Source organism: Streptomyces sp. NPDC056161, assembly GCF_042268025.1.
GTDB lineage: Bacteria > Actinomycetota > Actinomycetes > Streptomycetales > Streptomycetaceae > Streptomyces.
The window spans coordinates 1-25,488 of sequence record NZ_JBHJUV010000091.1 but is presented as its reverse complement, the minus strand read 5'-3'; the positions used below and the strand labels follow the sequence as shown (position 1 = coordinate 25,488).

Annotated in this window: 19 protein-coding genes and 2 pseudogenes; 7 read left to right on the top strand and 14 right to left on the bottom strand. The window is 72.3% G+C overall.

All coding sequences use genetic code 11. From position 1 onward, the window contains the following. The 3 genes and pseudogenes from ACFC09_RS43430 to ACFC09_RS43420 all read left to right on the top strand — a co-directional run. Positions 1-363 (top strand): annotated as a pseudogene (locus ACFC09_RS43430) (glucose-6-phosphate isomerase); the annotation flags it as partial. Between the two features lie 6 nt (positions 364-369). Then, a complete protein-coding gene (gene gnd, locus ACFC09_RS43425; RefSeq protein ID WP_376538267.1) occupies positions 370-1,251 on the top strand; it encodes a phosphogluconate dehydrogenase (NAD(+)-dependent, decarboxylating) in 882 nt (293 codons plus the stop codon). A gap of 6 nt (positions 1,252-1,257) precedes the next feature. Beyond that, on the top strand, positions 1,258-1,851 hold the full coding sequence (locus ACFC09_RS43420; RefSeq protein WP_376538265.1) for a histidine phosphatase family protein: 594 nt from the start codon (positions 1,258-1,260) through the stop codon (positions 1,849-1,851). A 15-nt stretch (positions 1,852-1,866) separates the two neighbouring features. On the opposite strand, the gene ACFC09_RS43415 is transcribed toward ACFC09_RS43420, so the two are convergent. From ACFC09_RS43415 to ACFC09_RS43400, 4 genes and pseudogenes are all read right to left on the bottom strand, one after another. Further along, entirely contained in the window at positions 1,867-3,792 is a 1,926-nt protein-coding gene (locus ACFC09_RS43415; protein WP_376538263.1) for a glycosyltransferase family 39 protein, read from the bottom strand. A 238-nt stretch (positions 3,793-4,030) separates the two neighbouring features. Beyond that, a complete protein-coding gene (locus tag ACFC09_RS43410; RefSeq protein WP_376538261.1) occupies positions 4,031-4,696 on the bottom strand; it encodes a TetR family transcriptional regulator in 666 nt (221 codons plus the stop codon). 156 nt (positions 4,697-4,852) lie between these two features. Next, positions 4,853-4,939: pseudogene (locus ACFC09_RS43405) on the bottom strand (VOC family protein); the annotation flags it as partial. Positions 4,940-4,952: 13 nt separating this feature from the next. Then, on the bottom strand, positions 4,953-5,549 hold the full coding sequence (locus tag ACFC09_RS43400) for a TetR/AcrR family transcriptional regulator (protein WP_376538259.1): 597 nt from the start codon (positions 5,547-5,549) through the stop codon (positions 4,953-4,955). A gap of 116 nt (positions 5,550-5,665) precedes the next feature. Here ACFC09_RS43400 and ACFC09_RS43395 point away from each other — a divergent pair, with 116 nt between their 5' ends. Further along, a complete protein-coding gene (locus ACFC09_RS43395; RefSeq protein ID WP_376538257.1) occupies positions 5,666-6,568 on the top strand; it encodes an NAD(P)-dependent oxidoreductase in 903 nt (300 codons plus the stop codon). Positions 6,569-6,662: 94 nt separating this feature from the next. Here the strand turns inward: ACFC09_RS43395 and ACFC09_RS43390 are convergent, their stop codons facing one another. Then, positions 6,663-7,100 (bottom strand): PPOX class F420-dependent oxidoreductase, encoded by a 438-nt coding sequence (locus tag ACFC09_RS43390; RefSeq protein ID WP_376538255.1) that lies wholly within the window; start codon positions 7,098-7,100, stop codon positions 6,663-6,665. Positions 7,101-7,282: 182 nt separating this feature from the next. On the opposite strand from ACFC09_RS43390, the gene ACFC09_RS43385 reads away from it, so the two are divergent. After that, positions 7,283-8,506: a serine hydrolase domain-containing protein gene (locus ACFC09_RS43385; RefSeq protein ID WP_376538253.1), complete on the top strand. Its 1,224-nt coding sequence runs from the start codon at positions 7,283-7,285 to the stop codon at positions 8,504-8,506. Positions 8,507-8,659: 153 nt separating this feature from the next. Here ACFC09_RS43385 and ACFC09_RS43380 read toward each other — a convergent pair whose 3' ends face one another. The 5 genes from ACFC09_RS43380 to ACFC09_RS43360 form a co-directional block, all read right to left on the bottom strand. After that, the gene (locus ACFC09_RS43380) at positions 8,660-10,534 is read right to left on the bottom strand and encodes a discoidin domain-containing protein (protein ID WP_376538251.1); all 1,875 of its coding nucleotides are present in this window, start codon (positions 10,532-10,534) and stop codon (positions 8,660-8,662) included. Between the two features lie 153 nt (positions 10,535-10,687). Next, positions 10,688-12,052, bottom strand: a complete 1,365-nt coding sequence (locus tag ACFC09_RS43375; protein ID WP_376538249.1) for a GH1 family beta-glucosidase — start codon at positions 12,050-12,052, stop codon at positions 10,688-10,690. A 44-nt stretch (positions 12,053-12,096) separates the two neighbouring features. Next, on the bottom strand, positions 12,097-12,957 hold the full coding sequence (locus tag ACFC09_RS43370) for a carbohydrate ABC transporter permease (protein ID WP_376538247.1): 861 nt from the start codon (positions 12,955-12,957) through the stop codon (positions 12,097-12,099). Continuing rightward, complete coding sequence (locus ACFC09_RS43365; RefSeq protein ID WP_376538245.1) at positions 12,950-13,948, bottom strand: carbohydrate ABC transporter permease; 999 nt, start codon at positions 13,946-13,948, stop codon at positions 12,950-12,952. Before ACFC09_RS43365 ends, ACFC09_RS43370 begins: the two co-directional genes overlap by 8 nt. A 5-nt stretch (positions 13,949-13,953) precedes the next feature. Continuing rightward, positions 13,954-15,267 carry an ABC transporter substrate-binding protein gene (locus ACFC09_RS43360; protein WP_376538243.1) on the bottom strand — a complete coding sequence of 438 codons (1,314 nt, stop codon included), beginning with the start codon at positions 15,265-15,267 and terminating at the stop codon, positions 13,954-13,956. Between the two features lie 185 nt (positions 15,268-15,452). Between ACFC09_RS43360 and ACFC09_RS43355 the strand changes: the two genes are divergently transcribed. Beyond that, entirely contained in the window at positions 15,453-16,751 is a 1,299-nt protein-coding gene (locus ACFC09_RS43355) for an ROK family protein (protein WP_376538241.1), read from the top strand. Positions 16,752-16,877: 126 nt separating this feature from the next. Here the strand turns inward: ACFC09_RS43355 and ACFC09_RS43350 are convergent, their stop codons facing one another. The 4 genes from ACFC09_RS43350 to ACFC09_RS43335 all read right to left on the bottom strand — a co-directional run bounded on the left by ACFC09_RS43350 (position 16,878) and on the right by ACFC09_RS43335 (position 23,352). After that, positions 16,878-17,918, bottom strand: a complete 1,041-nt coding sequence (locus tag ACFC09_RS43350; RefSeq protein ID WP_376538239.1) for a LacI family DNA-binding transcriptional regulator — start codon at positions 17,916-17,918, stop codon at positions 16,878-16,880. A gap of 62 nt (positions 17,919-17,980) precedes the next feature. Continuing rightward, positions 17,981-20,416 carry a glycoside hydrolase family 3 C-terminal domain-containing protein gene (locus tag ACFC09_RS43345; RefSeq protein WP_376538237.1) on the bottom strand — a complete coding sequence of 812 codons (2,436 nt, stop codon included), beginning with the start codon at positions 20,414-20,416 and terminating at the stop codon, positions 17,981-17,983. Positions 20,417-20,441: 25 nt separating this feature from the next. Further along, positions 20,442-22,196 carry a discoidin domain-containing protein gene (locus tag ACFC09_RS43340; RefSeq protein WP_376538235.1) on the bottom strand — a complete coding sequence of 585 codons (1,755 nt, stop codon included), beginning with the start codon at positions 22,194-22,196 and terminating at the stop codon, positions 20,442-20,444. Between the two features lie 61 nt (positions 22,197-22,257). Beyond that, a complete protein-coding gene (locus tag ACFC09_RS43335) occupies positions 22,258-23,352 on the bottom strand; it encodes a DUF1996 domain-containing protein (RefSeq protein WP_376538233.1) in 1,095 nt (364 codons plus the stop codon). A 316-nt stretch (positions 23,353-23,668) separates the two neighbouring features. Here ACFC09_RS43335 and ACFC09_RS43330 point away from each other — a divergent pair, with 316 nt between their 5' ends. Then, on the top strand, positions 23,669-25,462 hold the full coding sequence (locus ACFC09_RS43330) for a coagulation factor 5/8 type domain-containing protein (protein ID WP_376538231.1): 1,794 nt from the start codon (positions 23,669-23,671) through the stop codon (positions 25,460-25,462). Positions 25,463-25,488 lie beyond the last annotated feature (26 nt).

Below are 25,488 nucleotides of genomic sequence, written 5' to 3'. Positions count from 1 at the left end.
CAGACCCAGGCGCTGGCCTTCGGCAGGACCGCCGAGGAGGTGCGTGCCGAGGGCGTGCCCGAGGATCTGGTGCCGCACAAGACGTTCCGCGGCGGCCATCCCACGACCACGGTCCTCGCCCGTGAGCTGACCCCCTCGGTCCTGGGCCAGCTGATCGCGCTGTACGAGCACAAGGTGTTCGTCCAGGGCGCCGTCTGGAACATCGACTCCTTCGACCAGTGGGGCGTCGAACTCGGCAAGGTCCTCGCCAAACGCGTCGAACCCGCACTCACCGAAGGCACCGAGGTCCCCGGTCTCGACCCGTCCACCACCGCTCTCGTCGCCGCCTATCGCACGCTCAAGAACGATCAGAAAGAAGTGTGAACTGATATGCAGATCGGACTCATCGGTCTTGGCAAGATGGGCGGCAACATGCGCGAGCGCATCCGCCGCGCGGGCCACACCGTCATCGGCTACGACCGCGACCCCGCGCTCTCCGACGTGAAGACGCTCGCGGAGATGGTCGAGCGGCTCGACGCCCCCCGCACGGTGTGGGTGATGGTCCCGGCCGGTCACCCCACCCAGTCGGTCATCGACGAACTGGGCGACCTGCTGTCCCCGGGGGACACGGTGGTCGACGGCGGCAACTCCCGCTGGACCGACGACGAGAAGCACGCGGCCCAGCTCACCATCAAGGGCATCGGCTTCGTCGACGCGGGCGTCTCCGGCGGCGTCTGGGGCCTGCAGAACGGGTACGCCCTGATGGTCGGCGGCGACAAGGAGCACGTCGAGCGGCTGCAACCGGTCTTCGACGCGCTCAAGCCCGAGGGCCCGTACGGCTACGTCCACGCGGGCCGGGTCGGCGCCGGTCACTTCTCCAAGATGGTCCACAACGGCATCGAGTACGCGATGATGCAGGCCTACGCCGAGGGCTGGGAGCTGCTGGAGAAGGTCAACTCCGTCGACAACGTGCGCGAGGTGTTCCGCTCCTGGCAGGACGGCACCGTCATCCGTTCCTGGCTGCTCGACCTTGCGGTCAGCGCCCTGGACGACGACGAGCACCTGGAGAAGCTGAAGGGTTTCGCGCAGGACTCCGGCGAGGGCCGCTGGACCGTCGAGGCCGCCATCGACAACTCGGTCCCGCTGCCGGCGATCACCGCCGCCCTCTTCGCGCGCTTCGCCTCGCGCCAGGACGACTCGCCGCAGATGAAGATGATCGCGGCGCTGCGCAACCAGTTCGGCGGGCACGCCGTCGAGTCGGCGAAGGAGTGACCGGCCGTGGGGGACCTCATCCTGGTCCGCCACGGTGAGACGGAGTGGAGTCTGACGGGACAGCACACCAGCTGGACCGACCTGCCGCTGACCCGGCACGGCGAGGAACAGGCCAAGTCCCTCGCTCCGCTCCTCTCGGGCCGGACCTACGCGCTCACCCTCACCAGTCCGCTCACCCGCGCGATCCGCACCGCCGAACTCGCGGGCCTGCCCGGGACGGTGCCCGATCCCGAGCTGCACGAGTGGGACTACGGCGGCTACGAGGGCATCACCACCGACGAGATCCACCGGGACCGTCCGGACTGGGACCTGTGGACGGACGGTGTGCCGCCCGGCCCTCACGGGCATCCCGGCGAGTCGCCCGAGGAGGCGGGACGGCGGGCCGACCGGGTGCTCTCCCGTGTCGCGGCCGCCCTCGCCCGGGACAGCGGCGACGTGGTGCTCGTCGCCCATGCCCACTTCCTGCGGGTGCTCACCGCCCGCCGGCTGGGCCTGCCGCCCGCCGAGGGCCGCCTGTTCCAGTTGGCCACCGGCGCCGTGAGCAGGCTGTCCCTGGAGCACGGGCGGCCCGTGGTCACGGAGTGGAACAGGACCGTCTGACCGTCCCGGCCCGGGTCACCCGCCGTGACCCGGGCCGCAGCGGTACAGCGGGGACGTACGGCCGGGTGCGCCGTAGGCGGCCGGCGGGACGGGCGAGCAGTGGGCGACGGTCCAGCGGGCCAGCGCGCCCGCCGGGGTCTGTGCGGCGCGGGCGCCCGCCGCCGTGTCGGAGCGGCGCAGCAGGACGTAGTGCAGCCGGCCGGAGTCGATCAGCCCGCTCAGGTCCCGCGTGGTCGGGAACGGGACGCGTCCGGTGAAACCGCCGACGGGGAGCACCGACGCGTCGGCCGCGATGATGTACGGGGCGGCGGTCGTCCAGGAGGGCACGGCCGCCAGGTAGCGGGCGCCGTCGCGGTGTGCGGTGAGATAGGCCAGCAGACGCCGGTGGGCCGGGGTCAGCGTCGACAGCGCCGCACCGGTGCGGACGCTGCTGGGGCCGACCCGGCCGAAGGCGCCGGGCTGGTTGTAGCGCAGCGACAGCGCCGAGGCCGACCAGACGGCGGGTATGAGCAGGACCGCGGCGAGCCCGGCGGCCAGGCCGACCGTGCCGGTGCGCCGCGTGGGCCGTATGCCGGTCAGGACCGGCCCGGTCAGGCAGAGGACGACGGCGACGGGCACCGACCAGCCGAAGAACCGCGGGTAGCGCAGGGTGAGGACCGCGCACCAGGCGACGTTGACGGCGATCACCGCGGGCAGGACCCACGCCCATCGGCCCCCGGCCCGGCACGCCCGCCACCCCTGGACGACGCCGGCGCCGGCCAGCGCCGACAGGGCCACCGCGACCACACCCAGGTAGTAGGTGTGGCCGGTGACGCTGCCGAAGCTGAACACCACGAAGAAGGTCGCCAGCCAGACCCCCCAGAGCAGATGGCCGGCGAGCAGCCGGTCCGTGCGTGGTGGGCGTCCGCGCCACAGCGCCGCGAGGCCGCCGACGAGGCCGAGGGCCGCCAGCGGGTAGAGCCAGCCGCTCTGGGTGGCGAGTCCGGGGCTGAACATCTTCCACACGCTGTCGCCCATGCCGGGCGCGGCGCCGCCCGGTTGTGCCGTGCTGCCGGTGACGATGCTGCCGGTGCCGGCCGCGTCGACGCCGACCAGGTGGAAGCGGGTCAGGAAGTTGTAGCCGACGACCATGCCGGACGCCGAGTTGTCGGTGGTGCCGTCGAGGTAGGGGCGGGACCCGGACGGGGTGAGGGTCGCCGCCAGCATCCACGACAGGGACACCGCGGCCGTCACCGCGCCGGCCAGAGCCAGATGGCCGATCCGGCGGCGCCGGGTGGTGGGGGCGGCGACCAGGTAGGTCACGGCGAGTGCGGGCAGCACCGCCCATGCCTCCAGCATCTTGCACTGGAAGGCCACGCCCACCCAGAGGCCCGCGAGCAGCAGGGTGCGCGGCCGGGCTCGTTCGGTCGCGCGCTGGGTGGCCTCGGCGGCGAGGAGCAGCAGCAGGACGAACGGCGCGTCCTCGACCACCGACCGCCCCACGCCCACGGTCACCGGGGTGAGCGTGAGGATGGCGGCCGCCGCGAGAGCCGCGGGCACCCCGGCCCAGCGGCGCACCAGCAGGTGGAGCAGGAGCACGCAGGCCACCCCCTCGACGGCCTGCGGCAGCACCAGCGCCCACGCGTGGAAACCGAAGACCATCGCCGACAGGGCCTGCGGCCACAGGAATCCTGGCAGCTTGTCGAGGGTGATGGAGCCCGCGGGGTCGAAGGCGCCGTAGAGGAAGGCGACCGGGCTGCCGGTCATGCTGCGCACCGCGCTGGCGTAGAAGGCGTGGTAGGCGCTGTGGTCGATGCCCCAGACGAAGAGCAGGGCGGCGAGCGCGGCTATGCCCAGCAGGACCGGGCGCTCGTAACGGTCGGCGCGGGTCCGCACCGCTGCCCGGGGCGGTGGCGGACCCGTACGGACCAGGGCGCGCGGTTCGCTGACGACGCTCGGCATGAACGGCTCTCGATCGTGGGGGGACGGCCGGAACGAATGGGGTCCGGAATGCGGGGCGGCATTCCGGACTTTGTCGAGTATCAGTTCACCAACCTGTACAGAACCTGAACAAGGCGCCGATCTCACCGGCCTCTCACCCCGTCCACACCGGGCCCGTGACCGGTGGCGGGGGCGGCCTGGGCCGTTCGCCGGTGCGGGTCCGCCCGGCGCGCCGCGCCGCCGTCCGGGCGAGGCCGGATCAGTCCCTCGTCCGCTCCGCGGCGAGGTAGGCGATCACCATGTCGGCGAGCAGGGCGCGGTGGCGCTCGCGCCGGACCGGGTCGGCCGGGTCGTGGGCGGACAGTGGTCCGTATCCGGGCCGGCCCGCGACCCGGAGGAAGCAGAACGCACTGATCATCGCGTACACGTCGACGGCATCGGCGTCGGCTCTGAACACGTCCCGTGCCCGGCCCGCCGCCAGGATCCGGCGGATCGCGTCGAGGGCCGGCGAGTCCGTGGTCGCCGGTCGTTCGGAAGCGGCGCCGCGGCCGGCCCCGTGGCCGGGGTCGATGCTGACCAACCGGATGAGGTCCGGGTGCTGTTCGTGCTGGTCGAAGGTCAGCTGGGCCAGCCGCCGGATGGCCGCGACCGGATCGAGGCGCGCGACGTCGAGTCGCTGCTCGGCCGCGCGGATCATCCCGTGCGCCCGTTCCAGTACGGCCGTGAACAGTTGCTCCTTGCCGCCGAAGAAGTAGTAGATCATCCGCTTCGTGGTGCGGGTGCGGGCGGCGATCTCGTCGATCCGGGCCCCTGCGTAGCCGACCCGGGCGAACTCCTGTGTCGCCGCGTCCAGGATCTCGGCCCGGGTGCGGTCCGCGTCGCCGCCCCGCCCGCTCCGTCCTGCCGGTACGCCGCCGCTCGCCATCGGGATCCTCCGGACGGTAGGGCCAGTGCCGCAGATTCTAGGAGGCGGGGCCGCCCGGCCACCGGACTTCGTCACCGACCGGTGTGACGACGGCCCGACGGCCGGTCACGTCGTCGCCGCGTCACGACCCGACGGTCGGTCCCGGGGACGCAGCCGTCAGCGGTTCGACCAGTCCCGGCGGCACAGCACCAACCGGTACCCGTCCGGGTCCTCGACGGTGACGCCCCACTCGTGGTGCCGCGGACGGGTGGCGGTGTCAGGACGTGGGTGGCACGGCCGCGTCGAGGAAGGGGCCCAGTTCCCGGGCCACGGTCGTCAGGGGCGCCACGTCGCGTTCGGCCCGAGCCAGCAGGATCGCCCCCTCCAAGGCGCTGATCATCACGGTGGCCAGGGCGGCGGCCCGGTCGGCGGGCACCCCCAGACCGGCCAGGGCGGCGGCGAGCGGGGTCCGCCAGGCCGCGAACGCGGCAGCGGTCGCGGCACGGGTGGACGTGCCCGCCGCCGCGCAGTCCACGGTGGCCGCCGCGACCGGACAGCCCCCCTCGAAGCCGCTGGTGCCGTACTCGTCGGTCCACTGCCGGACCATCGCGGCGAACAATCCGCTCGGCGTCGCCCGCTCCTGCTCGGCCAGGAAGCGCGCGATCCGGTTGCCCGCGTACTGTCCGGCCCAGTCCACGGCCTCGTTGACGAGCTGTTCCTTGCCGCCCGGGAAGTAGTGCTGGAGCGATCCGCGCGGCGCCTGCGCGTGGGCGGCCACCTCGCGCATGCCCGTCGCGGTGACCCCGTCGCGCCGGATGAGCTGGGCCGCGCTGAAGACCATCCGCTCCCGGGGTCCCCTCCGGGACACCGCCATCGTCGACCTCCCGGCGTGCCGTGCCTCGCTGCCCGGCCCAGCCTATGACCACCGTCATAGCACCCGCTACTATGACCGCTGTCATAGTCGGTTCGGGGGCGGAGGGTGGTCCTCACGTGCACGTCGGATTCATCGGACTCGGGGTGATGGGGCAGCCCATGGCGCTGCGCCTGGCGGCGGCGGGCACCCCGCTCGTGGTCTGGAACCGCAGCGCCAGCCGCACCGAGCCGCTGCGCGCGGCCGGCGCCGAGGTGGCCCCGGACCCCGACGGCGTCTTCGCACGGTCGGACGTGGTGATCCTGATGCTCGCCGACGACACGGCGATCGACGCGGTGCTGGACCGCGGCGGCCCGCGGTTCGCGGCCCGCGTCGCCGGGCGCGTCGTCGTGCACATGGGCACGACCTCCCCCGAGTACTCGCGGGCGCTGGAGGCCGACGTCCGCGCGGCGGGCGGCCGTTACGCCGAGGCGCCGGTCTCCGGCTCCCGGGTGCCCGCCGAGCAGGGCCGGCTGGTGGCCATGCTGGCCGGGGAGGAGGCGACCGTGGCCCGGGTACGGCCGCTGCTGGCGCCGATGTGCCAGGAGGTGTTCGTGTGCGGTCCGGCACCGCACGCCCTGCTGATGAAGCTCTCGGTGAACCTCTTCCTCATCACCCTGGTGACCGGGCTGACCGAGGCGTTCCACTTCGCCGAACGGCAGGGCCTGGACCGGCGGCTGTTCCTGGACGTGCTCGACGCGGGTCCGATGGCCAGCGGGGTCTCCCGGATGAAGGCGCCCAAGCTGGAGGAGCGGGATTTCGCGGTGCAGGCGGCGGCCCTGGACGTGCTGAAGAACAACCGCCTGATCGCGGCGGCGGCCCGCACGGCGGGGCTGGCCTCGCCGCTGCTCGACGCCTGCCACCGCCTGTTCGAGGAGACCGTGGCCCACGGGTACGGCGGCGAGGACATGGTCGCCGTGCTACGGGCCATCGAGGCACGCACCGAGACAGCCGCCGCCGACGTGTCCGCGGCACGCCTGTGAGGGGTGCGGGGACCCGCGCGATCGGACACGGCACCGCCGTGGCGGACCGGCGGCGCGTCCTGGCAGCGCCCTCGCACCCCGTCAGGTGCGGCGCTCAGCGCCGCGGAATCCCGTACGCCCGCGTCACCCGCAACCGCAGCACCAGCCGTCGGTCGCGGACCATGGCCGCCCGGAAGTCGTCCCAGTCGGGGTGCTCGCCCAGGACGTCGCGGTAGAGGCGGACCAGTTCCTCGACCGTCTCGTCGTGCGGGTCCCGGGCCACCGGGGAGAGGTCGGCCGTGCCCTCGGCCACCGTGTACGCCCACCGGTCGGCACTGGTGACGTGGTACGAGGCCCGCGGGTCGCGGCGCAGATTGCGGGTCTTGGCGCGGTCGTCCGTGATCGACACCCGGATGACGCGCTCCTTCGGGTCGTAGGCGTGGCTCACGTTCGACAGCTGGGGGCGGCCGTCGTGCTTGAGCGTGACCAGCACCCCGCCGTGGCCGTCGGAGAGCAGTTCCAGCAGTGCGTCCTGTGTCGCGTCCTCAGTCATGCAAGGATCAACCGGGCGGCCGTGGCCGGGCATTCCCCGTGCCGGCGCGTCGCGTCGATCACGCGCGCGGACGGGTCCGCCCGCCGCCGTTCCCCGCGCCTCGATGTGGTCCAGCGGGGTCCGCGGCCGGCCGGGCGGGGTCCGCCGGACCGCACCGCGTACCGCCCGACCGGAGGAGAGCGATGCCACAGCTGCGACAGGAAGCCGACCCGGACGAGGCGGGTCTCGACCCGAAGGCACTGGACCGCCTCGACCGGTACCTCGCGCACCACGTCGACGAGGGCCGGCTGCCCGGCTACCTGGTGGCCGTGGCCCGCGGCGGGCGCATCGCCCATCTCACGGCGCACGGCCATCGCGACCGGGCCGCCGGGCTGCCGGTCGAGGCGGACACCCTGTGGCGGTTCTACTCGATGACCAAGCCGGTCACCGCGCTCGCCGTGCTGCTTCTGGTGGAGGAGGGCCGGCTGTCCCTGGACGACCCGCTCGACCGCCATCTGCCGGTCTTCGCGAACCCGCGGGTGTACGTGGGCGGCTCCGGCAGCGAGGTCACCACCCGCCCGGCGGACGGCCCCGTCCTGATCCGGCACCTGCTGACCCACACGGCGGGCCTGACCTTCGCGTTCTACCACTCCCACCCCGTCGACGCCCTCTACCGCGCCGCCGGTCTTGAGTCGTCCGTGCCGCCCGGCGCGGATCTCGCCGAGACGATGGACGTGTACGCCGGACTGCCGCTCCAGTTCGAACCGGGCACCCGGTGGAACTACTCTGTGGCCTCCAACGTGTTGGGCCGGGTCGTCGAGGTGGCCTCCGGGCAGCCGCTCGACGCGTTCTTCGCCGAGCGGATCTTCCGTCCGCTCGGCATGCCGGACGCCGGGTTCCACGTCGTGCCCGAACAGGCAAAACGGCTCTCCGAGTTGTACGCGGAGACCGAGGACGGCGGCATCGCGCCGGTCCCCGGACTGCCGCTGCACGGCCGTCCCCGTTTCCTGTCCGGCAGCGGGGGCATGGTGGCCACGGCGTACGACTACCACCGCTTCACCGAGATGCTGCGTCGGGGCGGCGAGTTGGACGGCGTCCGGCTGCTGCGGCGGCAGACGGTGGCACTGATGACGCGCAACCACCTCCCCGGCGCCGCCGACCTGCGTGCCTTCGGCACCCCCGCCCACCAGGAGCCCGGCAACGACGGGATCGGTTTCGGCCTGGGCGTCTCGGTGGTGGTCGACCCGGACCGCACCTGTGTCCCGGCCGGACTCGGGACCTACGGCTGGAGCGGGGCGGCGACCACGACCTTCTGGGTCGACCCCGGCCGTGACCTCACCGTGCAGTTCCTGACCCAGGTGCGACCGCGGGCGCTGAAGGTGATCCCCGAGGTGAAGCGGCTGGTGCACGAGGCGGTCGTGGGCTGACCCGCTCCGGCCGGATCGGGACGGGTGTCAGGACCAGGATCGGGCCGGGTGTCAGGACCAGTGCGCCACCGCGTCCAGAAGAGGCAGGCGGTGGTCCGTGCGGGCACGCCAGGGAGGGCCCGGCCGTCCGCCGATCCGGGCCCTCCCCCGGGCTCAGCGCTTCTGTTCCACCCGCACCCAGTCCACCTCCGCCTGGACTCCCCCGGCGGCGATCCGGTCGACGCTCGACTGCGGCAGCCCCCAGTAGGGAGTCGTCACCTTGTTCCAGCCCGCCGGATACGCCCCGCCCAGGGCGAGGTTGAGGATCACGTACTGGTTGTGGTCGTACACCCACTGGCCCCGGGTGGACTCCAGGACGTTGCGCGTCGTCTCCTGGACCAGGCGGTCGTCCACGAAGAAGCGCATGGCCGTCGGTGTCCACTCCACCGCGTAGGTGTGCCACTGGTCGGCCGTGCCGCCGGCCGGGTACGTCTGGCGGGCGCCGATGTTGCCGTCGGCGGAGTAGCCGGGGCCGTGCAGGGCGGTGCTCGTCCAGTCCGGGTAGCCGATGTTCTCCATGATGTCCGTCTCGCCGGAGGCGGGCCAGGAGACGGACGGGTCGTCGACGTTGCTGCCGAGCAGCCAGAACGCGGGCCAGAAGCCGTCGCCCACGGGGAGTTTCATACGGGCGCTGACCCGGCCGTAGGTGAAGTCGAACCTGGTGTTGGTGTCGATGCGGCCCGAGGTGAAGTCGTAGGTGCCGCCGCCCGCCCGGGTGCAGCCCTTGCAGTACTTCGCCCGCAGGATCAGCTCGCCGTTCTCCGTGCGGAGGGTGTCGGGCGAGTCGACGTACGCCTGTGACTCGCCGTTGACCGGTCCCATCTCGGTGCCGGTGCGCACCACGCGCCACTTGGAGCGGTCCAGTGCCGTGCCGGTGAAGTCGTCGAAGAACGTGGTCTGGTAGGTGCCCGGCGGGTCGGCGGGCAGGGCGGGGTAGGCCGCCGTCGCGCTGCCGCCGGTGCCCCAGACCTGGAATTCGTAGAGGGAGTAGCCGAACTGGGCGGTGTAGGGGGCGGGGTTGTAGAACGAGCGGCGTTCCGTGCCGAGCACGCGGACGTAGCGGGCGGTCACCGGGGCGGACAGCGTCACGGTGTCCTGCCGGCCGGCCGCGTCGCCGGGAGCCTTGACGTCGGCGCGGCGAGCGGCGACGTCGGCCGCCGACGGCTGGTACACGGTGCGCCAGGTGCGGTTGTCGTCGGAGACCTGGAGCCGGTAGTCGACGGCGTAGGCCGCCTCCCAGTAGAGGTCCACGGAGGAGACGGTCGCGGGGGCGCCGAGGTCCACGGACACCCAGCGGTCGGCGTTCCAGTCGCTGGCCCAGCGGCTGGTGTCGCCCTTCAGGCCGGCGGGCCAGCCGCCGTCCGTGACGAACGCGGGTGAGTTGCCCGCGTGCTGGTAGTAGTTCGAGTACGCGGGGTGGTTCAGGGCGAGGTTGGTGCGGGTCGTCGACGCGGGGGCCGGTTCGCCGCCGTAGACCTTGAGGGAGTAGAGCGAGTAGCCGTAGGGCATGGCGCGTTCGAGGCCGCGCATGCGGACGTAGCGGCCGGTCACCTCCTGCGGGTAGGTGTGCGCGGTGACCGATCCTCCGGTGCCGGCGGTCTCGGTGTAGAAGGGGGTCCAGTCGGTGCCGTTGCGGGACGCCTCCAGGACGTATCTCCTGCCGTAGGCGGCCTCCCAGTCCAGGACCACCCGGTCGACGCGGATCGTCGTGCCGAGGTCGACCCTGATCCAGGCGTCGTCGGCGAAGTTGCTCGACCAGCGGGTCGTGCCGTCGCCGTCGAGGGCGAGGCCGGGGGCGGTGCCGGCGTTCTCGCTGCCGGAGGCGGTGACCGCGGCCGGGTTCGCGGCGTAGGCGGTGGCCGCGCGGTCGGTGTCCCAGGCCACCGCGGAGATGGCGGCGGAGGCGGGTGCGGCGAGCGCCGGGCCGGTGGCCGCCAGCACTCCGGCGGCGAGGACGGTCAGGAGGGTGCGCGGGATCCGGGATGGCATGCGGCTCTCCTTCGAAGAGGGGGATCAGTTGCGTATTGGTGCGTTCATGACATGCAGGAGGTTCATGGCACGGACATACCGGGGTGCAACTGGTCTGCGGCCGCCGGCGGTGGGCACGGGCTCCCGCGCCCGCGCCCACCGTCCGGACCGGGCTCAGGCGGCCCGGCGTGCCCGGCTGCGGTGCCGGCGGACGATGTCCGCGTACCGGTCCCCGGTGCCCTTCATGGTGCGCACCTGGGTGCGGTAGTCCACGTGGACCAGGCCGAAGCGCTTGTCGTAGCCGTACGCCCACTCGAAGTTGTCGAGCAGCGACCAGGCGAAGTAGCCGGCCAGCGGGGCGCCCTTGCGGGCCGCGGCGGCGCAGGCCGCGAGGTGCTCGACCAGGTACTCCTGGCGCTCGGGGTCGTCGACGGTGCCGTCCGGGCGGACCACGTCCGGGTAGGCGCTGCCGTTCTCGGTGACGTAGATCCGGCGGGCCCCGTACTCGTGGGTGAGGCGCAGCAGCAGCGTCTCGATGCCGCTCGCGTCGATCTCCCAGTCCATGCCGGTGCGGGGGACGCCCAGACGGCGCACGGAACGGGCGCGGGGCGCGGGACCGGCCGGGTCGTCGGCGACGTACGCAGGGAAGTAGTAGTTGAGGCCCAGCCAGTCCAGCGGTGCCGCGATCGTCTCCAGGTCGCCGGGGCGCTCGGGGAGGTCGACGCCGTACACCTCGCGCATGTCGGCCGGGAAGCCGCGGCCGTGGATCGGGTCCAGCCACCAGCGGTTGACGTGCCCGTCCTGGCGGCGGGCGGCCGCCTCGTCCTCGGGGCGTTCGGTGGCGGGGTGCACGGTGGAGAGGTTGTTGACGATGCCGACCTCGGCGTCCGGCGCGGCGGCGCGGATGGCCCGCGCGGCCAGGCCGTGGCCGAGGAGCAGGTGGTAGGAGGCGCGGACCGCGGCGGTCAGGTCGGTCAGGCCGGGGGCCATCTTGCCCTCCAGGTGGCCGATCCAGGCGGAGCAGGAGGGCTCGTTGAGGGTGGTCCACAGGCGCACGCGGTCGCCGAGCCGGCCGGCCACCGCCGAGGCGTACGCCGCGAAGTGCTCGGCGGTCTCCCGCTCGGCCCAGCCGCCGCGGTCCTGGAGGACCTGCGGAAGGTCCCAGTGGTAGAGGGTGACGGACGGGGTGATGTCCGCCGCCAGCAGGGCGTCGATCAGCTCGTCGTAGAAGGCGAGGCCCTTGGGGTTGACCGGTCCGTCACCGCCCGGCACCACGCGCGGCCAGGCGACCGACAGCCGGTAGGCGTTGGTGCCGAGCCGGCGCATCAGCTCGATGTCCTCGCGCCAGCGGTGGTAGTGGTCGCAGGCGACGTCGCCGGTGTCGCCGTTGTCGATCTTGCCGGGGGTGTGCGAGAAGGTGTCCCAGATCGATGGGGAGCGGCCGTCCTCGGCCACCGCTCCCTCGATCTGGTAGGCCGCGGTGGCCGTGCCCCACAGGAAGTCGTGCGGAAGCGCGGCGAGGTCGATACGGTCGGACACGGAAGACCTTTCAGCAGGGGCGGAGTTGCCGGGCGAGGGGTGTGTCACTTGACGGCTCCCGCCGTGAGCCCGGCGACGAGGTAGCGCTGCAGCAGCAGGAAGCCGGCCACCACGGGCACGCTGACGACGAGCGAGGCCGCCATGATCTGGTTCCAGTACACGTCGTTGAGCGTGGAGTAGCCCTGGAGTCCGACGGCGAGGGTGCGGGTGGCCTCGTTGGTCATCACCGAGGCGAACAGCACTTCGCCCCAGGCCGTCATGAAGGCGTACACGGCGACCGCGACGATGCCGGGGATCGCGGCCGGCACGACGACCCGCAGCAGCGCGCCGAGCGGTCCGCAGCCGTCCACCAGCGCGGCCTCGTCGAGGTCGCGCGGCACCGAGTCGAAGTACCCGATGAGCATCCAGATGGAGAACGGCAGCGAGAAGGTGAGGTAGGTCAGGATCAGCCCGCCGCGCGAGCCGAACAGGGCGATGCCGGTGGCGTTGCCGATGTTGACGTAGATGAGGAACAGCGGCAGCAGGAAGAGGATGCCCGGGAACATCTGGGTCGACAGCACGGTCACCGTGAACACCCGCTTGCCGCGGAAGGTGTAGCGGCTGACGGCGTACGCGGCGAACACCGCGATCACCACCGAGCAGACGGTGGCCGAGCCCGCCACGATCAGCGAGTTCATGAAGTACTTCGCGAGCGGCACCGTCGACCAGATGTCGATGTACGGGCGGATCGTCAGGCCGCTGGGCAGCCAGCGGAACTTGCCGGTGACGTCGGCGAGCGGCTTCAGCGAGCTGGAGACCATGACGTACACCGGCACCAGGACGAAGCCGGTGAGCAGGGTGAGGAAGATCCGCCGGGACCACAGGAAGGACCGCGGCGGGGCCATCGGCGAGCTGGGACTAGACATCGGCGGCCCTCCGTCCGCGCGAGGTGAGCAGGAGGTACACGCCCGTCACGACAAGCAGGAACAGCAGCAGCAGGACGGACATCGCGGAGCCGGTGCCGAAGTTCCAGGTGACGAACGACGCCTGGTAGATGTGGACCGAGATGAGGTCCGCGGCCTGCGGCGCCGCCTTGCCGAACAGCACGTACGGCGTGTTGAAGTCGTTGAACGTCCACAGGAACAGCACCAGGACCAGCACCTGGTTGACCGGGCGCAGCGACGGCAGGGTGATGCGGCGGATCTGCTGCCACATCCCGGCGCCGTCCAGCGCGGCGGCCTCGTACAGCTCCTTGGGGATGTTCTGCAGTCCGGCCATGACGATGAGGAAGGCGAACGGCCAGCCCTTCCACACCGAGACGGTCAGCAGGGCGTAGAAGCTGTTGTCGCCGATGAGCCAGAAGGACGGCTTGTCGGTCAGGTGCAACTGGTCGTGCAGGACGTGGTTCACCAGCCCGTTGTCGTGCTGGAACATGAACACCCAGGTGATGACGGCGGCGTACACGGGCAGCGCGTACGGCACCAGGAACAGCGCCCGCAGCACCCCCCGGCCGCGGAAGGCGTCCTGCATGTAGACCGCGGCGGCGGTGCCGATCAGCCAGCACAGCGCGACCGAGAGCAGGGTGAAGGCGACGGTGACGAAGAAGGAGTGCAGCAGCGCCTTGCCGACGGGGGCGTCGAAGTCCACCGACATCCGGTAGTTGCCGAGGCCGGACCAGGGGGCGGTGCTCCAGTCCCGGATGTAGAACTGGGTCAGTTCCTTGAAGCTCATCACGATGCCGATGACCATCGGCACCAGGTGGACCAGGAGTTCGAGCAGCAGGGCGGGCAGGAGCAGCAGGTACGGCAGTCCGATGCGGCGGATCCGCCCGGGGCGGCGCGGGCGGCGCGCCGCACCGGGTGGATCCTTGCGCACGGTCCGCCCGTCTGTCTCCGTCGGGACGGTGGCGGCGGTCATCGCGCTCAGGCCGCCGGCATCTGCTGCTGGGCCTTTTCGAGTGCGGCCTTCACCGACTCGGCGGTGACCGCGCGGCCGCCCGCGGCGTCCGCGAACAGGTCCTTGACGGCCGTGCCGACCGCCGTCTCGAACTGCGACTCGGACGCGACCTGCGGCAGCGCGGCGGCGCTCTTGGCGAGGGTGTCCTTCAGCACGGAGTTCGACGGGGTGTTGAAGGCGGGGTCGCTCTGCGCGTTCTTGACCGGCGGGACGGAGGAGTACGCCTTGTTGAGGATCTTCTGTTCCTCGTCGCTGGTCATGAACTTCACGAAGTCGGTCGCGCCGTCGATGTTGTGGCTGTTGTTGAAGACGGCGATGTTGATGCCGGCGACCATCGAGTTGATCTGGGTACCGGTGCCGGGAGCGCCGGACTGCACGGGCACGGGGGCTATGCCGTACTTCTCCTCGCTCATGCCCTGGGACTTGAGGTTGGCGGCGGCCGACTGCCACAGCAGCATCGCCTGCTTGCCCTTGGCGAAGTCGCTCACGGACTGGTTCTGCGCGTACTCGGCGTCGCCGGCCGGGATGACCTTGTCCTTGGCCATCAGGTCGATGTACTGCTGCACCGCGGCGACGATCTTGTCGTTGGTGAAGTCGGGCTTGCCGTCGGCGGTGAAGAAGTCGGCGCCGTGCTGCTTGGCGAAGACGAAGACGTGGTGGATGTTCTCGGAGACGTTCGCGCCCTCGGCGCCGAGGACCGACTTGCCCTTCGCCTGGATCTTCTTGCCGTCGGCGATCAGCTCGTCCCAGGTGGCCGGCGGCTTGTCGATGCCGGCCTCGGCGAAGATGTCCTTGTTGTAGTAGAGCGCGTACGCCATCGAGTACAGCGGCACCGCGGCCGGGTCCTTGCCGTCCACGCCGGTGGAGCCGAGCGCCGAGTCGACGAAGCGGTCCTTGCCGCCGATCTTGTCGAAGTTCTTCGTGTCCCAGGGCAGCAGCGCGCCGGTGGCCTGGAGCGAGGCGCTCCAGGTGTTGCCGATGTTGAGGACGTCCGGGCCCTGGCCCGAGGTGGTCGCGGTGAGGATCCGGTTGAGCAGGTCCGACCAGGGCACGACCTCCAGCTTCACCTTGATCCCGGACTGCTTCTCGAACTTGTCGAGTTCGGGCTGGAGGACCTGCTTGTCGATCGCGACGCTGGCGCCCTGGTTGGAGGCCCAGTAGGTGAGCGTCTTCGGTGAGTCGTCGGACCCGCCGCTGGACGAACCGCCTCCGCAAGCCGAGGCGGCCAGGGCGAGTGACATGGTGACGGCGCCTACGGCCGCGGCTCGGATGCTGCGCATGGCTCCTGGTGTCCCTTTCCGGGAGTCGAGAACCTGAGGACGGCCCGCGGGAAGGCGACACCCCGTTCGACTCCCGAAGCCCCTCATGGCTTAATTTAGGACGTGAGTTAAACCTCAAGAGAAACGGTCGTCAAGAGACCCGGCACAGGTATCTGACCGGACGGACCACACAGCGAGGAGACGAGGTGGCGGTGCGGGGCGGCCGTACGGTGCGTGACCTGCGGCGGGAGAGCCGGGCGGCCGTTCTGCAACGGTTGTATTTCGACGGCCCCACGAGCCGGCAGGCGCTCGGTCCCGCGACCGGGCTGAGTTCGGGCTCCATCAGCACCGTGGTGGCCGAACTGATCGCCGACGGGCTGCTGGAGGAGGCGGGCAGCGTGGGCTCCGACGGCGGCCGGCCGCGCACCCTGCTGCGCGTCGTGCCCGGCAGCGGGCAGCTCATCGGGGTCGATGTCGGGGAGACCCGGGTGCGGGTCGAGCTGTTCGACCTGACCCTCGTCGAACTGGCCCGCGCCGAACGGCCGTTGACGACGGACGGGTACGACGTCGACCTGGTCGTCGAGCAGGTGCGCGACGGTGTCGCCGAGGTGCTGCGGACCGCCCGGACAGCCCCCGGCGACCTGCTCGGCGTCGGCGTCGGCGTGCCCGGCATCGTCGAGCACACCGGCGGTCCTGGCGGGCCGGGTGCGGTGGTGCACGGGCAGACGGTCGGCTGGGACGGGGTGCCGCTGGAGCGGCTGCTGCGCGCCACCGGGCAGCTCCCCGAGCAGGTGCCGTACTTCATCGACAACGGCGCGAAGACGCTCGGGCAGGCGGAGATGTGGTTCGGGGGCGGGCGTGGGGCCCGCAGCGCCGTGGTCGTGCTGTTCGGCTCCGGGGTGGGCGCCTGCGTGGTCACGGCGGAGGTGGAGCACGGCCGGGCGGTGGAGTGGGGGCATCTGACGGTACGGGTCCGGGGGCGCCGCTGCCGGTGCGGTGCGCGCGGCTGCCTGGAGGCGTACGCGGGCGCCGAGGCGCTGCTGGCCCGCTGGCGGGAGGCGGGCGGGCGGCCGAGTGCCGGGGCGGACGAGGAGACGGCGCTGACGGAGTTGCTGGCCGCGGCCCGCCCCGGGGACGGCCGGGAGCCCGACCCCGTCGCGGCGGGGGTGCTCGCGGAGACCGCGGAGTTCCTCGGCGCGGGCCTGTCCGACCTCATCAACCTGTTCCAGCCGGAACGGGTGCTGGTCGGCGGGTGGGCCGGGCTCCAGCTCGGCCCGGACTTCCTCGACCGGGTGCGCGGGCACGCCCTCGCCACGGCGCTGGCCCATCCCGCCGGACGCGTCCGCGTCGAACTGGGCAGACTCGGCCCGGACGCGGTGACGGTCGGCGCGGCCACGCTTCCGCTCGCGGCCTTCCTCACCCGCGGCGGCCGTCGCCTCCCCGCCACCCCGCCCCGGCCGCCGTCACCGGCCTGGCGCACCGCCCTGGACGGACGGCTGGCCTGAACGGCGGGACCTCGTCGGCTCGGACGCACCTGCCCGGACACCGCCGCGCCTGCCCCGGCTCGGAGCGGACCCGCCCGCACCCGCACCCACACCCGCACCATCGTGCCGGTGCGGGTGCGGCCGGTCTCACGCCGACTGCCGTACCACCAGTTCGGGTTCGAACACGACCGACGTCACGTCGGTGCGGGCGCCGCGGACGTGTTCGTCGAGCAGCCGGGCCATCGCCGCGGCCATCTCCTCGACGGGCTGGCGGACGGTGGTCAGCCGGGGCCGGCAGGTGACGGCGACGCTGGAGTCGTCGAAGCCGACCACCGCCACGTCCTCGGGGATCCGGCGCCCGCGCTCGCGCAGCACCTGGCAGGCGCCCTGCGCCATGAGGTCGTTGGCGGCGAACACCCCGTCGAGACCGGGGTGTTCGGCCAGCAGGCCGGACATCGCCGCCACTCCGCTGTCCAGGGTGAAACCGCCCTCGGCGACCGGCACGCGCGGATGGCCGTGCCGGGCCAGTGCGTCCCGGAAGCCGGCCAGCCGCTCCTGGCTCGCGGCCACCGCCAACGGGCCGGAGATCGTGGCGAGTCGGCGGCAGCCGCGGGCGAGCAGATGCTCGGCGGCCAGGCGCCCGCCGTCCCGGTGGGCGAGGTCCACATGGCTGAGCGGCACCGGCCGCGAGGGCCGGGCGAACAGCACGGCCGGCAGCCCGGCCCCGGCGAGCAGCGCGGGCAGCGGATCGTCGGCATGGGTGGACACCACGAGCGCCCCGTCGGCCCGCCCCTGCCGCAGATACGTCAGCACCTCCTGCCGGGCCTCGGCCGACTCCGCGAACATCAGCACCGGGTGCATGGAGCGCGGACGCAGGAAACCCACGACCCCGCCGACCACCCGCCCGAAGAAGGGGTCGGCGAACACCCGGGCGGCGAACGCGTTCTGGGTGGCGTCCGAGGCGTCCCCGGCGCCGGACACCACCAGTGCCACGGTCTCGGCGCGCCGGGTCACCAGCGAGCGGGCGGCCCGGTTGGGCGCGTACCCGGTCCGCTCGATGGCCCGGCGGACCACCTCCTGGATCGCGGGATCCACGTTGCGCACACCGTTGACGACGCGGGACACGGTCGCCCGGGAGACGCCGGCCTCCCGGGCCACGTCCTCCAGCGTCGGGGCCCTACTGTTCATGCCCGCACCCTAACGGCCCCGCGCCACCAGGGCATAGAGCGCTCTCCCGGCCCCGGCCGCCCTCACTCCCGGTCCCGTACCACCACCTCAAGGGCCAGGGGCAGGTCGCCCGCGGAGCGGCCGGCCAGCACCCGGCACGGGCCCGGCTCGGTCCGCCACCCGCCCGCCTCGACCGACCAGTGCCGCAGCCCGCGCGCGGCGATCCGCACCACGGCGGTCACGGTCTCGCCGGGCCGGGCCCGCACCGCCGCGTACCCGGCGAGCCACCGCTCGGGGTACTCCACGGCCGCCCCGGGCCGGGCGAGATACACCTGGACGACCTCGCGGCCCGCTCGCGGCCCGGTGTTGCGCACTCGGACCCGCACGGTGAACGCGTCGCCCGCGCGGACCTCGGCGGGCCCGGTGACCTCCTCGTACGACCAGTTGGTGTATCCCAGTCCGTGCCCGAACCAGTAGGCCGGGGTGCGGTGCCGGCGCAGCCAGCCGCGGTATCCGACGTGCAGGCCCTCGGCGTAGTCGAGGCGGCCGTCGAGGGGTCGGGTCCGGGTGACGGGGGCGTCGGCGAGCGCGGCCGGCCAGGTGGTGGGGAGCCGTCCGCCGGGCTCGACGCGGCCCAGCAGTACGTCGGCCAGTCCACCGCCCGCCTCCTGCCCGGGGAACCAGGCCAGCAGCAGCGCGCCGGCCTCGTCCCGCCAGGGCAGTTCGACGGGACCGCCGCTGTTGACGACGACCACCGTCCGCGGGTTGGCTCGGGCGACGGCGCTCACGAGGGCGTCCTGGCCCGGGGGCAGGGCGAGCGAGGTCCGGTCGTGCCCCTCGTACTCGCCGTGCTCGGTGGTGCCGACGACCACCACGGCCGCGTCGGCGGCGCGCGCCGCGCGGGCCGCGTCGGCGAGCGCCGCCGCGGGGTCGGGGGCGGGCGGCGCGGCGCCGACGACCATGGCCCGGCCGGTGCCGGGGGCGAGTTCCCTGCGCGCCACCAGGTGCGGTGCGCTGCCCGCGGCCAGCTCCGCGGTGACCGGCCGGGCCGGCGGGCGGACATGGACGAGCGCGGGGTCGTCGGTGTCCTTGACGACGGTCTCGTCCAGCAGGGTGCGGCCGTCGAGGCTGAGGCAGAGCCGGCCGAAGCCGGCGATCCCGAGCGTCCAGCGCCCGGACACCCGCGGATGCAGCCGCGCGCTGATCTCCACGGTGTGCCCACCGGGAACCAGCGGCGGCTCCAACTGCCGTCCGTTGCCCCGGTGTTCGGCGTACAGCTCGCGCCCGTCCGGGTCGAGTACGCGCAGCAGCACGCCGGGGACACCGGAGCGCGGATCGGTGCACAGGGTCATGTCCAGCGGGGCGGGCGGCCCCCCGGGCGCGGGCCCGGGGACGTGCACGACCCGGCCGCGGCCGCGCAGTCCGGCCCTGATCCCGTCGAGGACCGAGACCTCGTCCTGCGGGAAGACACCCGCGCTGCCGCCGCCCTGGACCCGGGTGCGTGCGGCGTGTTCGCCGATGACGGCCAGTGTCGCGAGCCGCCCCGGGTCGAGCGGCAGCACGTCCCGGTTGGTCAGCAGCACGGCACCGGCGGCGACGGCGCGCCGCGCCAGCGCCCGGGTCCGGGGCGAGCGCAGCGGTGGCCGGGCCGGGCGGCGCTCGCCGAGGGCGCCGCACCGGTCGGCCAGCCGCAGCAGCCGGCGTACCTTGTCGTCGACGGCGGAGGCGGGGACCCGCCCCTCCTCCACCGCCCGCACCAGCGCCCGCCCCCACGGTCCCTCGGGGCCGGGCATGACCAGGTCGAGCCCCGAGCGCGCGGTGTCCCGTGTGCCGCGGGCCGCTCCCCAGTCGGAGACGACGACGCCGTCGAAGCCCCACTCGGTCTTCAGGGGGTCGGCCAGCAGCGGGTGCGCGGTCATGGTGGTGCCGTCGAGCCGGTTGTATCCGGCCATGACCAGCCGTACCCCGGCCGCCACCGCGGCCTCGAAGGGCGCGAGGTAGACCTCCCGCAGGGTCCGCTCGTCGACGCGTACGTCGACGGACAGCCGGTCGGTCTCCGAGTCGTTGGCCACGTAGTGCTTGGCGGTGGCCGCCACTCCGTGTGCCTGGATGCCCCGGACCAGGGCCGCGCCGATGCGGCCGGTCAGCTCCGGGTCCTCGGAGAAGCACTCGAAGTGGCGGCCCGCGAGCGGGCTGCGGTGCAGGTTGAGGTTGGGGGCGAGGACCACGTCCACGGCTTTGCGCCGTGCCTCGGAGGCGAGGAGGCCGCCGACTTCCGCGACCAGCCGTTCGTCCCAGGTGGCGGCGAGCGCGGTGGCCGAGGGCAGCAGCACGGCCGTGTGCCGCTCGTCCCAGGTCTGGCCGCGCACCCCCGCCGGTCCGTCGGACAGCACCAGTTCGCGCAGCCCGACGGCGGGTTCGGCGGCCGTGCGCCAGGTGGTGGCACCGGTCAGCAGCCGGACCTTGGCCGGCAGCGCCAGCTTGCCGGTCAGCCGGTCGAGTTCCTCCTCGTCGGTCATCCTCACCCCCGGTCTCGGTGCGCGGTCAGTTGTAGACGCCGAACTCGTACAGCGAGTAGCCGTAGCCGGTGCCGCGCGCCGTGCCGTTGATCCGGACGTAGCGGCCGGCGCCGGTGACGTCGAGGTCGTCGACGCCGCCGTTGCCGTCGGTCACCGTGCGCACGGTCTGCCAGTTCTGTCCGTCGTCGGAGGTCTGGACGGCGTACGCCTTCGCGTAGGAGGTCTCCCAGACCAGTTGGACGTGCCGGAACGAGGTGCGGCTGCCGAGGTCGACCTGGATCCACTGGGGGTCGCTCCAGTCGCTGGCCCAGCGGGTCGCCGGATCGCCGTCCACGGCGCTCGTGGGCGGGCACGGGCAGTCGCCGTAACTCCCCTGGTACGAGGAGGCGGTGGCGGGTTTGCGCAGGGCGACGTTCGTGCCGTCCACCGGGGGCGGCACGACCCTGATCGAGCGGGTCTCGACGCCGACGTTGCCGTGGCCGTCCGTCGCCTTCACGTAGATCTTCCAGACGCCGGGCCGGTCGGGCGCGGTGGTCCGCAGCCGGCCGCCGCCGAGGTCGGTGAAGGGCAGCGTGGCGAGGTTCTTGCTCTGGTCGATGTAGTTGCTGTTGTCGAGGACCTCGTAGGAGACCGGGTCGCCGTCCGGGTCGGCGGCCCGGACCGCGAGGGTCAGGTCACGGCCCGCGGGCACCGCGCCCGCGTCGCCCTCCACGGTCAGGTCCGAGACGACCGGTGGGGTGTTGTCGTGCGTGGTGTCACCGCCGTAGGCCCGCTTCACGGCGTAGTACGACAGCCGTTTCTGGCCCGCGGGCAGCAGGTTGAACCAGATGCCGCCGAAGTCGTACTCGGTGCCGTAGTGGAACATGGTGGCGCCGAGGGCGACGCCCTGGTGCCCGGTGACGCAGTTCCAGGCGCGGGTGTACCCGTCCGCCTTGGCCTGGTCGGTGGGCTCCTGGGGTACGCCGTTGGCGTCGTCCGGCACCTCCCACTCGCCCGCGGGACCGGTCTCGGTGACGATGTACGGCTTGGTGTACCCCCCTTGCTCCCAGGCGGACCTGATGTCGCAGACCGCGTTGTAGGCGTTGACGGCGTACAGGTCGAGGTCGGGGGCGTTCCTCTTGTAGTAGGGCCAGGCGCCGGTCCACGCGTCGGTGGAGGTGACCGGGTGGTTCGGGTCGATGCCGTGGATCTTCTTCGCGACGTCGTTGACGAAGGTCGTGTACGCGTCGCGCTGGCGTTCCAGTTCGTCGCCGCTGTAGCAGTTCTGGAGGCCCAGCACCGACTCGTTGCCGACGTTCCACATGAGGACGCCGGGGTGGTCCTTGTAGGTCTGGACCCACTTGGGGAACTCGTCGAGCATCTGGTTCTTGTAGGCGGTGTCGGTGACGTAGTTGACGCAGCCGCCGCTGCCGGGGCCGCCGCCGGGCTGGAGCCAGAAGCCCGCGATGACCTTGATGCCGTGGGCGGCGGCGGAGTCGAGCAGTGGTTTGCTGGTGGCGTCGGTGCCCCAGGTGCGGACGGTGTTGACGCCCATGGAGCTGAGGTCCGGCAGGTAGCGCTCGGCGTCGGCGGTGGCCGGGCCCCAGGTGAGGCCCTTGATCCGGTACGGCTGCCCGTCGACGGTCAGCTGCCAGGCGCCCTGGCCGCCGGTGACGCGGACGACGCTTCCGGCGGCGTGCGCCTGGGCCGCGGGCAGGGCGGTGAGGGCGCCGACGGTCACTATTCCGGCGGTGAGGGGCGCCGCCAGCCGGCGCGCGCGGGTTCGGGGTAACGGGGTCATGTGGTCGCTCCGGTGTACGGGGAACGCTGCGGGTGGCGTGTCGAGTGGGTGCCGCGAGGGCTCAGGGAAGCTCGTAGTTCTCGTCGAGCGCCGCGCCCGCCTCCGGGTGCGTCTGGTCGTAGCCCCGCGCGTCGCACTGGAGTCCGCCGACGACGCAGTGGTCGACGAGCGCCTTGAGGGTGGCGTCGTCCCAGGCGTTGAAGAAGTCGTAGTGGAACGAGTAGCCGCGCCCGCTGGACAGCCTCACCTGGGAGAGGTCCCCGTTGACCGGGAACGCCATCTTGAACTCGATCATCGGCAGGGCGACCGGGTGGTCGGCGGGGCACACGTTGTCGTTGGTGCCCGGCTTGACCACCGGATAGGCCATGTGGCTCTTGTGGTCGGGGGTGTCCAGGTACTGTCCGTCCCAGCAACTGGGCGCCTGGAAGCGGATGTTGAGCTGGACGTCGGCGCCGGTGGGGCAGTTCGCGGGGAAGTCGGTGTTGAAGTAGCTGTCGCCGCACTCCCAGCCCTCGACGAAGCCGCGGTGGGACCGGAACTCGTCGGCGGTCTGCATCGGGCTGCCCACGACGAACCGCAGGCCCTTCGGGAAGGGGCGGACACTGGTGTAGTCGGTGACGCCGGCCTTGTAGTAGATGACCTGCGGGCCGACCGGCAGCACCGGCTGGTCGCCCTTGTACAGGGTGGGCATCCAGTAGCCGGAGCGGTCGCCGGGCGCCTTGCAGGTGGTGGTGCCCGCGTCGAGCGAGGCCGTCGTGCTGTTCGCGTTCGTCGTCGTGTTGCCCATGAACGTGTGGTCGTGGGACTTGCCGGGCTGCTGCGGATAGACGATGGGGTCGTCCGGCTTGGTGTGGCTGACCGAGCAGTTGGCCTGGAACTCGTGGAAGTACCGGTGCGGCGGGTTGTCGGCGGACGGGGTGACGCCGGTGACCGGCGGATTCGCCGGGATGTAGCCGTCGCCGTCGGGGTCTTCGGGTGAGTACGCGGTCGAGGGGGCCATCGCGTGTGCGGCCGCCTGTGCCGCGTGCGCGAGGTGCTCCGGCCCGCCGCCTGGGGTGTCCGTGGCCGACCGCGCGATACCGCTGAGGCCGAGCGAGGTCAGCAGTAAGGCACCGGCGATCAGCGCACCGGAAACAGTCTTGGGTCTCCGTGCCATGGAAGGCTCCTGTACGGGAGGTGGGGGTCTGTGGGGGTATACGGAGAGAGCGTGGAAACGCTGGGGGAGAGCGCTCTCCCACGGCTGGAGTGTTGAGGCGGTGGCCCGAGGGTGTCAAGGGATCCGGCGCAAGGATCAGGGATGCTCCGCGCTCACTTCTCGAAAGCAGGGAAAGAGAATTGACGAGCGATCAGCAAAATCGGTCGGAATCTCGTCACGACCCTTGACGCATCGTTCACACCAATGAAGCATCCAACCGCGAGAGAGCGCTCCCCGACCCCCACTTCGTTCACTTCCTGAACCAGGAGAGCCGCGCATGCCCCCTACTTCCCCCTCCATGGGCCGCAGAGCCGTACTCGGCGCCGCAGCAGCTGTCGCCACCACCGTCGCGGGCCTGCCGGCCACCGCGTCGGCGGCCTCGGCACCGACGTCCGCCGCACCGTCCCGCGGGCGTCCGCTCGATCTGCCGGGCGGCGGTGACCTGGGCCCCAACGTCATCGTGTTCGACCCGTCCACGCCGGGCATCCAGGCCCGGCTGGACGAGGTGTTCCGACAGCAGGAGTCGGCGCAGTTCGGCACCGGCCGCTACGCCCTGCTGTTCAAGCCGGGCACCTACAACGGCCTCAACGCGCAGATCGGCTTCTACACCTCCGTCGCGGGCCTCGGCCTGTCCCCCGACGACACGACCATCAACGGCGACGTCACGGTCGACGCGGGCTGGTTCAACGGCAACGCCACGCAGAACTTCTGGCGTTCGGCGGAGAACCTGGCCCTGGTGCCGGTCAGCGGCACCAACCGCTGGGCCGTGGCACAGGCCGCGCCGTTCCGCCGCATGCATGTGCGCGGCGGTCTCAACCTGGCGCCCAACGGCTACGGCTGGGCGAGCGGCGGCTACATCGCGGACAGCCGGATCGACGGCCAGGTCGGGCCGTACTCGCAGCAGCAGTGGTACACCCGTGACAGCGCGATCGGCAGCTGGCTCAACGGCGTGTGGAACATGGTGTTCTCAGGTGTGGAGGGCGCCCCGGCGCAGACCTTCCCCAATCCGCCGTACACCACGTTGAACACCACACCCGTCTCGCGAGAGAAACCCTTCCTGTATGTGAGCGGCAGCGAGTACCGGGTCTTCCTGCCGGAGAAGCGGACCGACGCCCGCGGGGTCACCTGGGGCAACGGCACCCCGCGGGGCACGTCCCTGGCGCTGTCCCAGTTCTACGTCGCCAAGCCCGCAGACAGCGCGGCCACCCTCAACCAGGCCCTGGCGCAGGGCCTGCACCTGCTGCTCACGCCGGGCATCTACCATGTGAACCAGACCCTTCAGGTCGACAACGCCAACACCGTCGTCCTGGGCCTGGGTTACGCCACGATCGTGCCCGACAACGGGGTCACCGCGCTGCGGGTCGCGGACGTGGACGGGGTGCGCCTCGCCGGCTTCCTGATCGACGCGGGTCCGGTCAACTCCCCCACGCTGCTGGAGGTCGGACCGACCGGCGCGTCCCGGGACCACTCGGCCAACCCGATCACCGTGCAGGACGTGTTCGTCCGCATCGGCGGCGCCGGCGCGGGCAAGGCCACCACCAGCATGGTGATCAACAGCCGGCACACCATCGTCGACCACACCTGGGTGTGGCGCGCCGACCACGGCACCGGTGTCGGCTGGGACACCAACCGGGCCGACTACGGCGTCGTCGTCAACGGCGACGACGTGCTGGCCACCGGTCTGTTCGTGGAGCACTTCAACAAGTACGACGTGCAGTGGTTCGGACAGCGGGGCCGCACGATCTTCTTCCAGAACGAGAAGGCGTACGACGCCCCGAACCAGGCGGCGGTCCAGAACGGCTCGGTGAAGGGGTTCGCCGCCTACCGGGTGGGCGACAACGTCACCGCACACGAGGGCTGGGGCCTGGGCAGTTACTGCTACTACAACGTCGATCCGACGATACTGCAACACCACGGCTTCGCCGCCCCGAACACCTCGGGTGTGAAGTTCCACAACCTGCTCGTCGTCTCGCTGGGCGGCAACGGCCAGTACGAGCGCGTGATCAACGACACCGGGTCGCCGACGTCGGGCACCTCGACGACGCCGTCCACGGTGGTGTCGTACCCCTGACGAGGCGGGGAGGGGCGGGCGGCGGC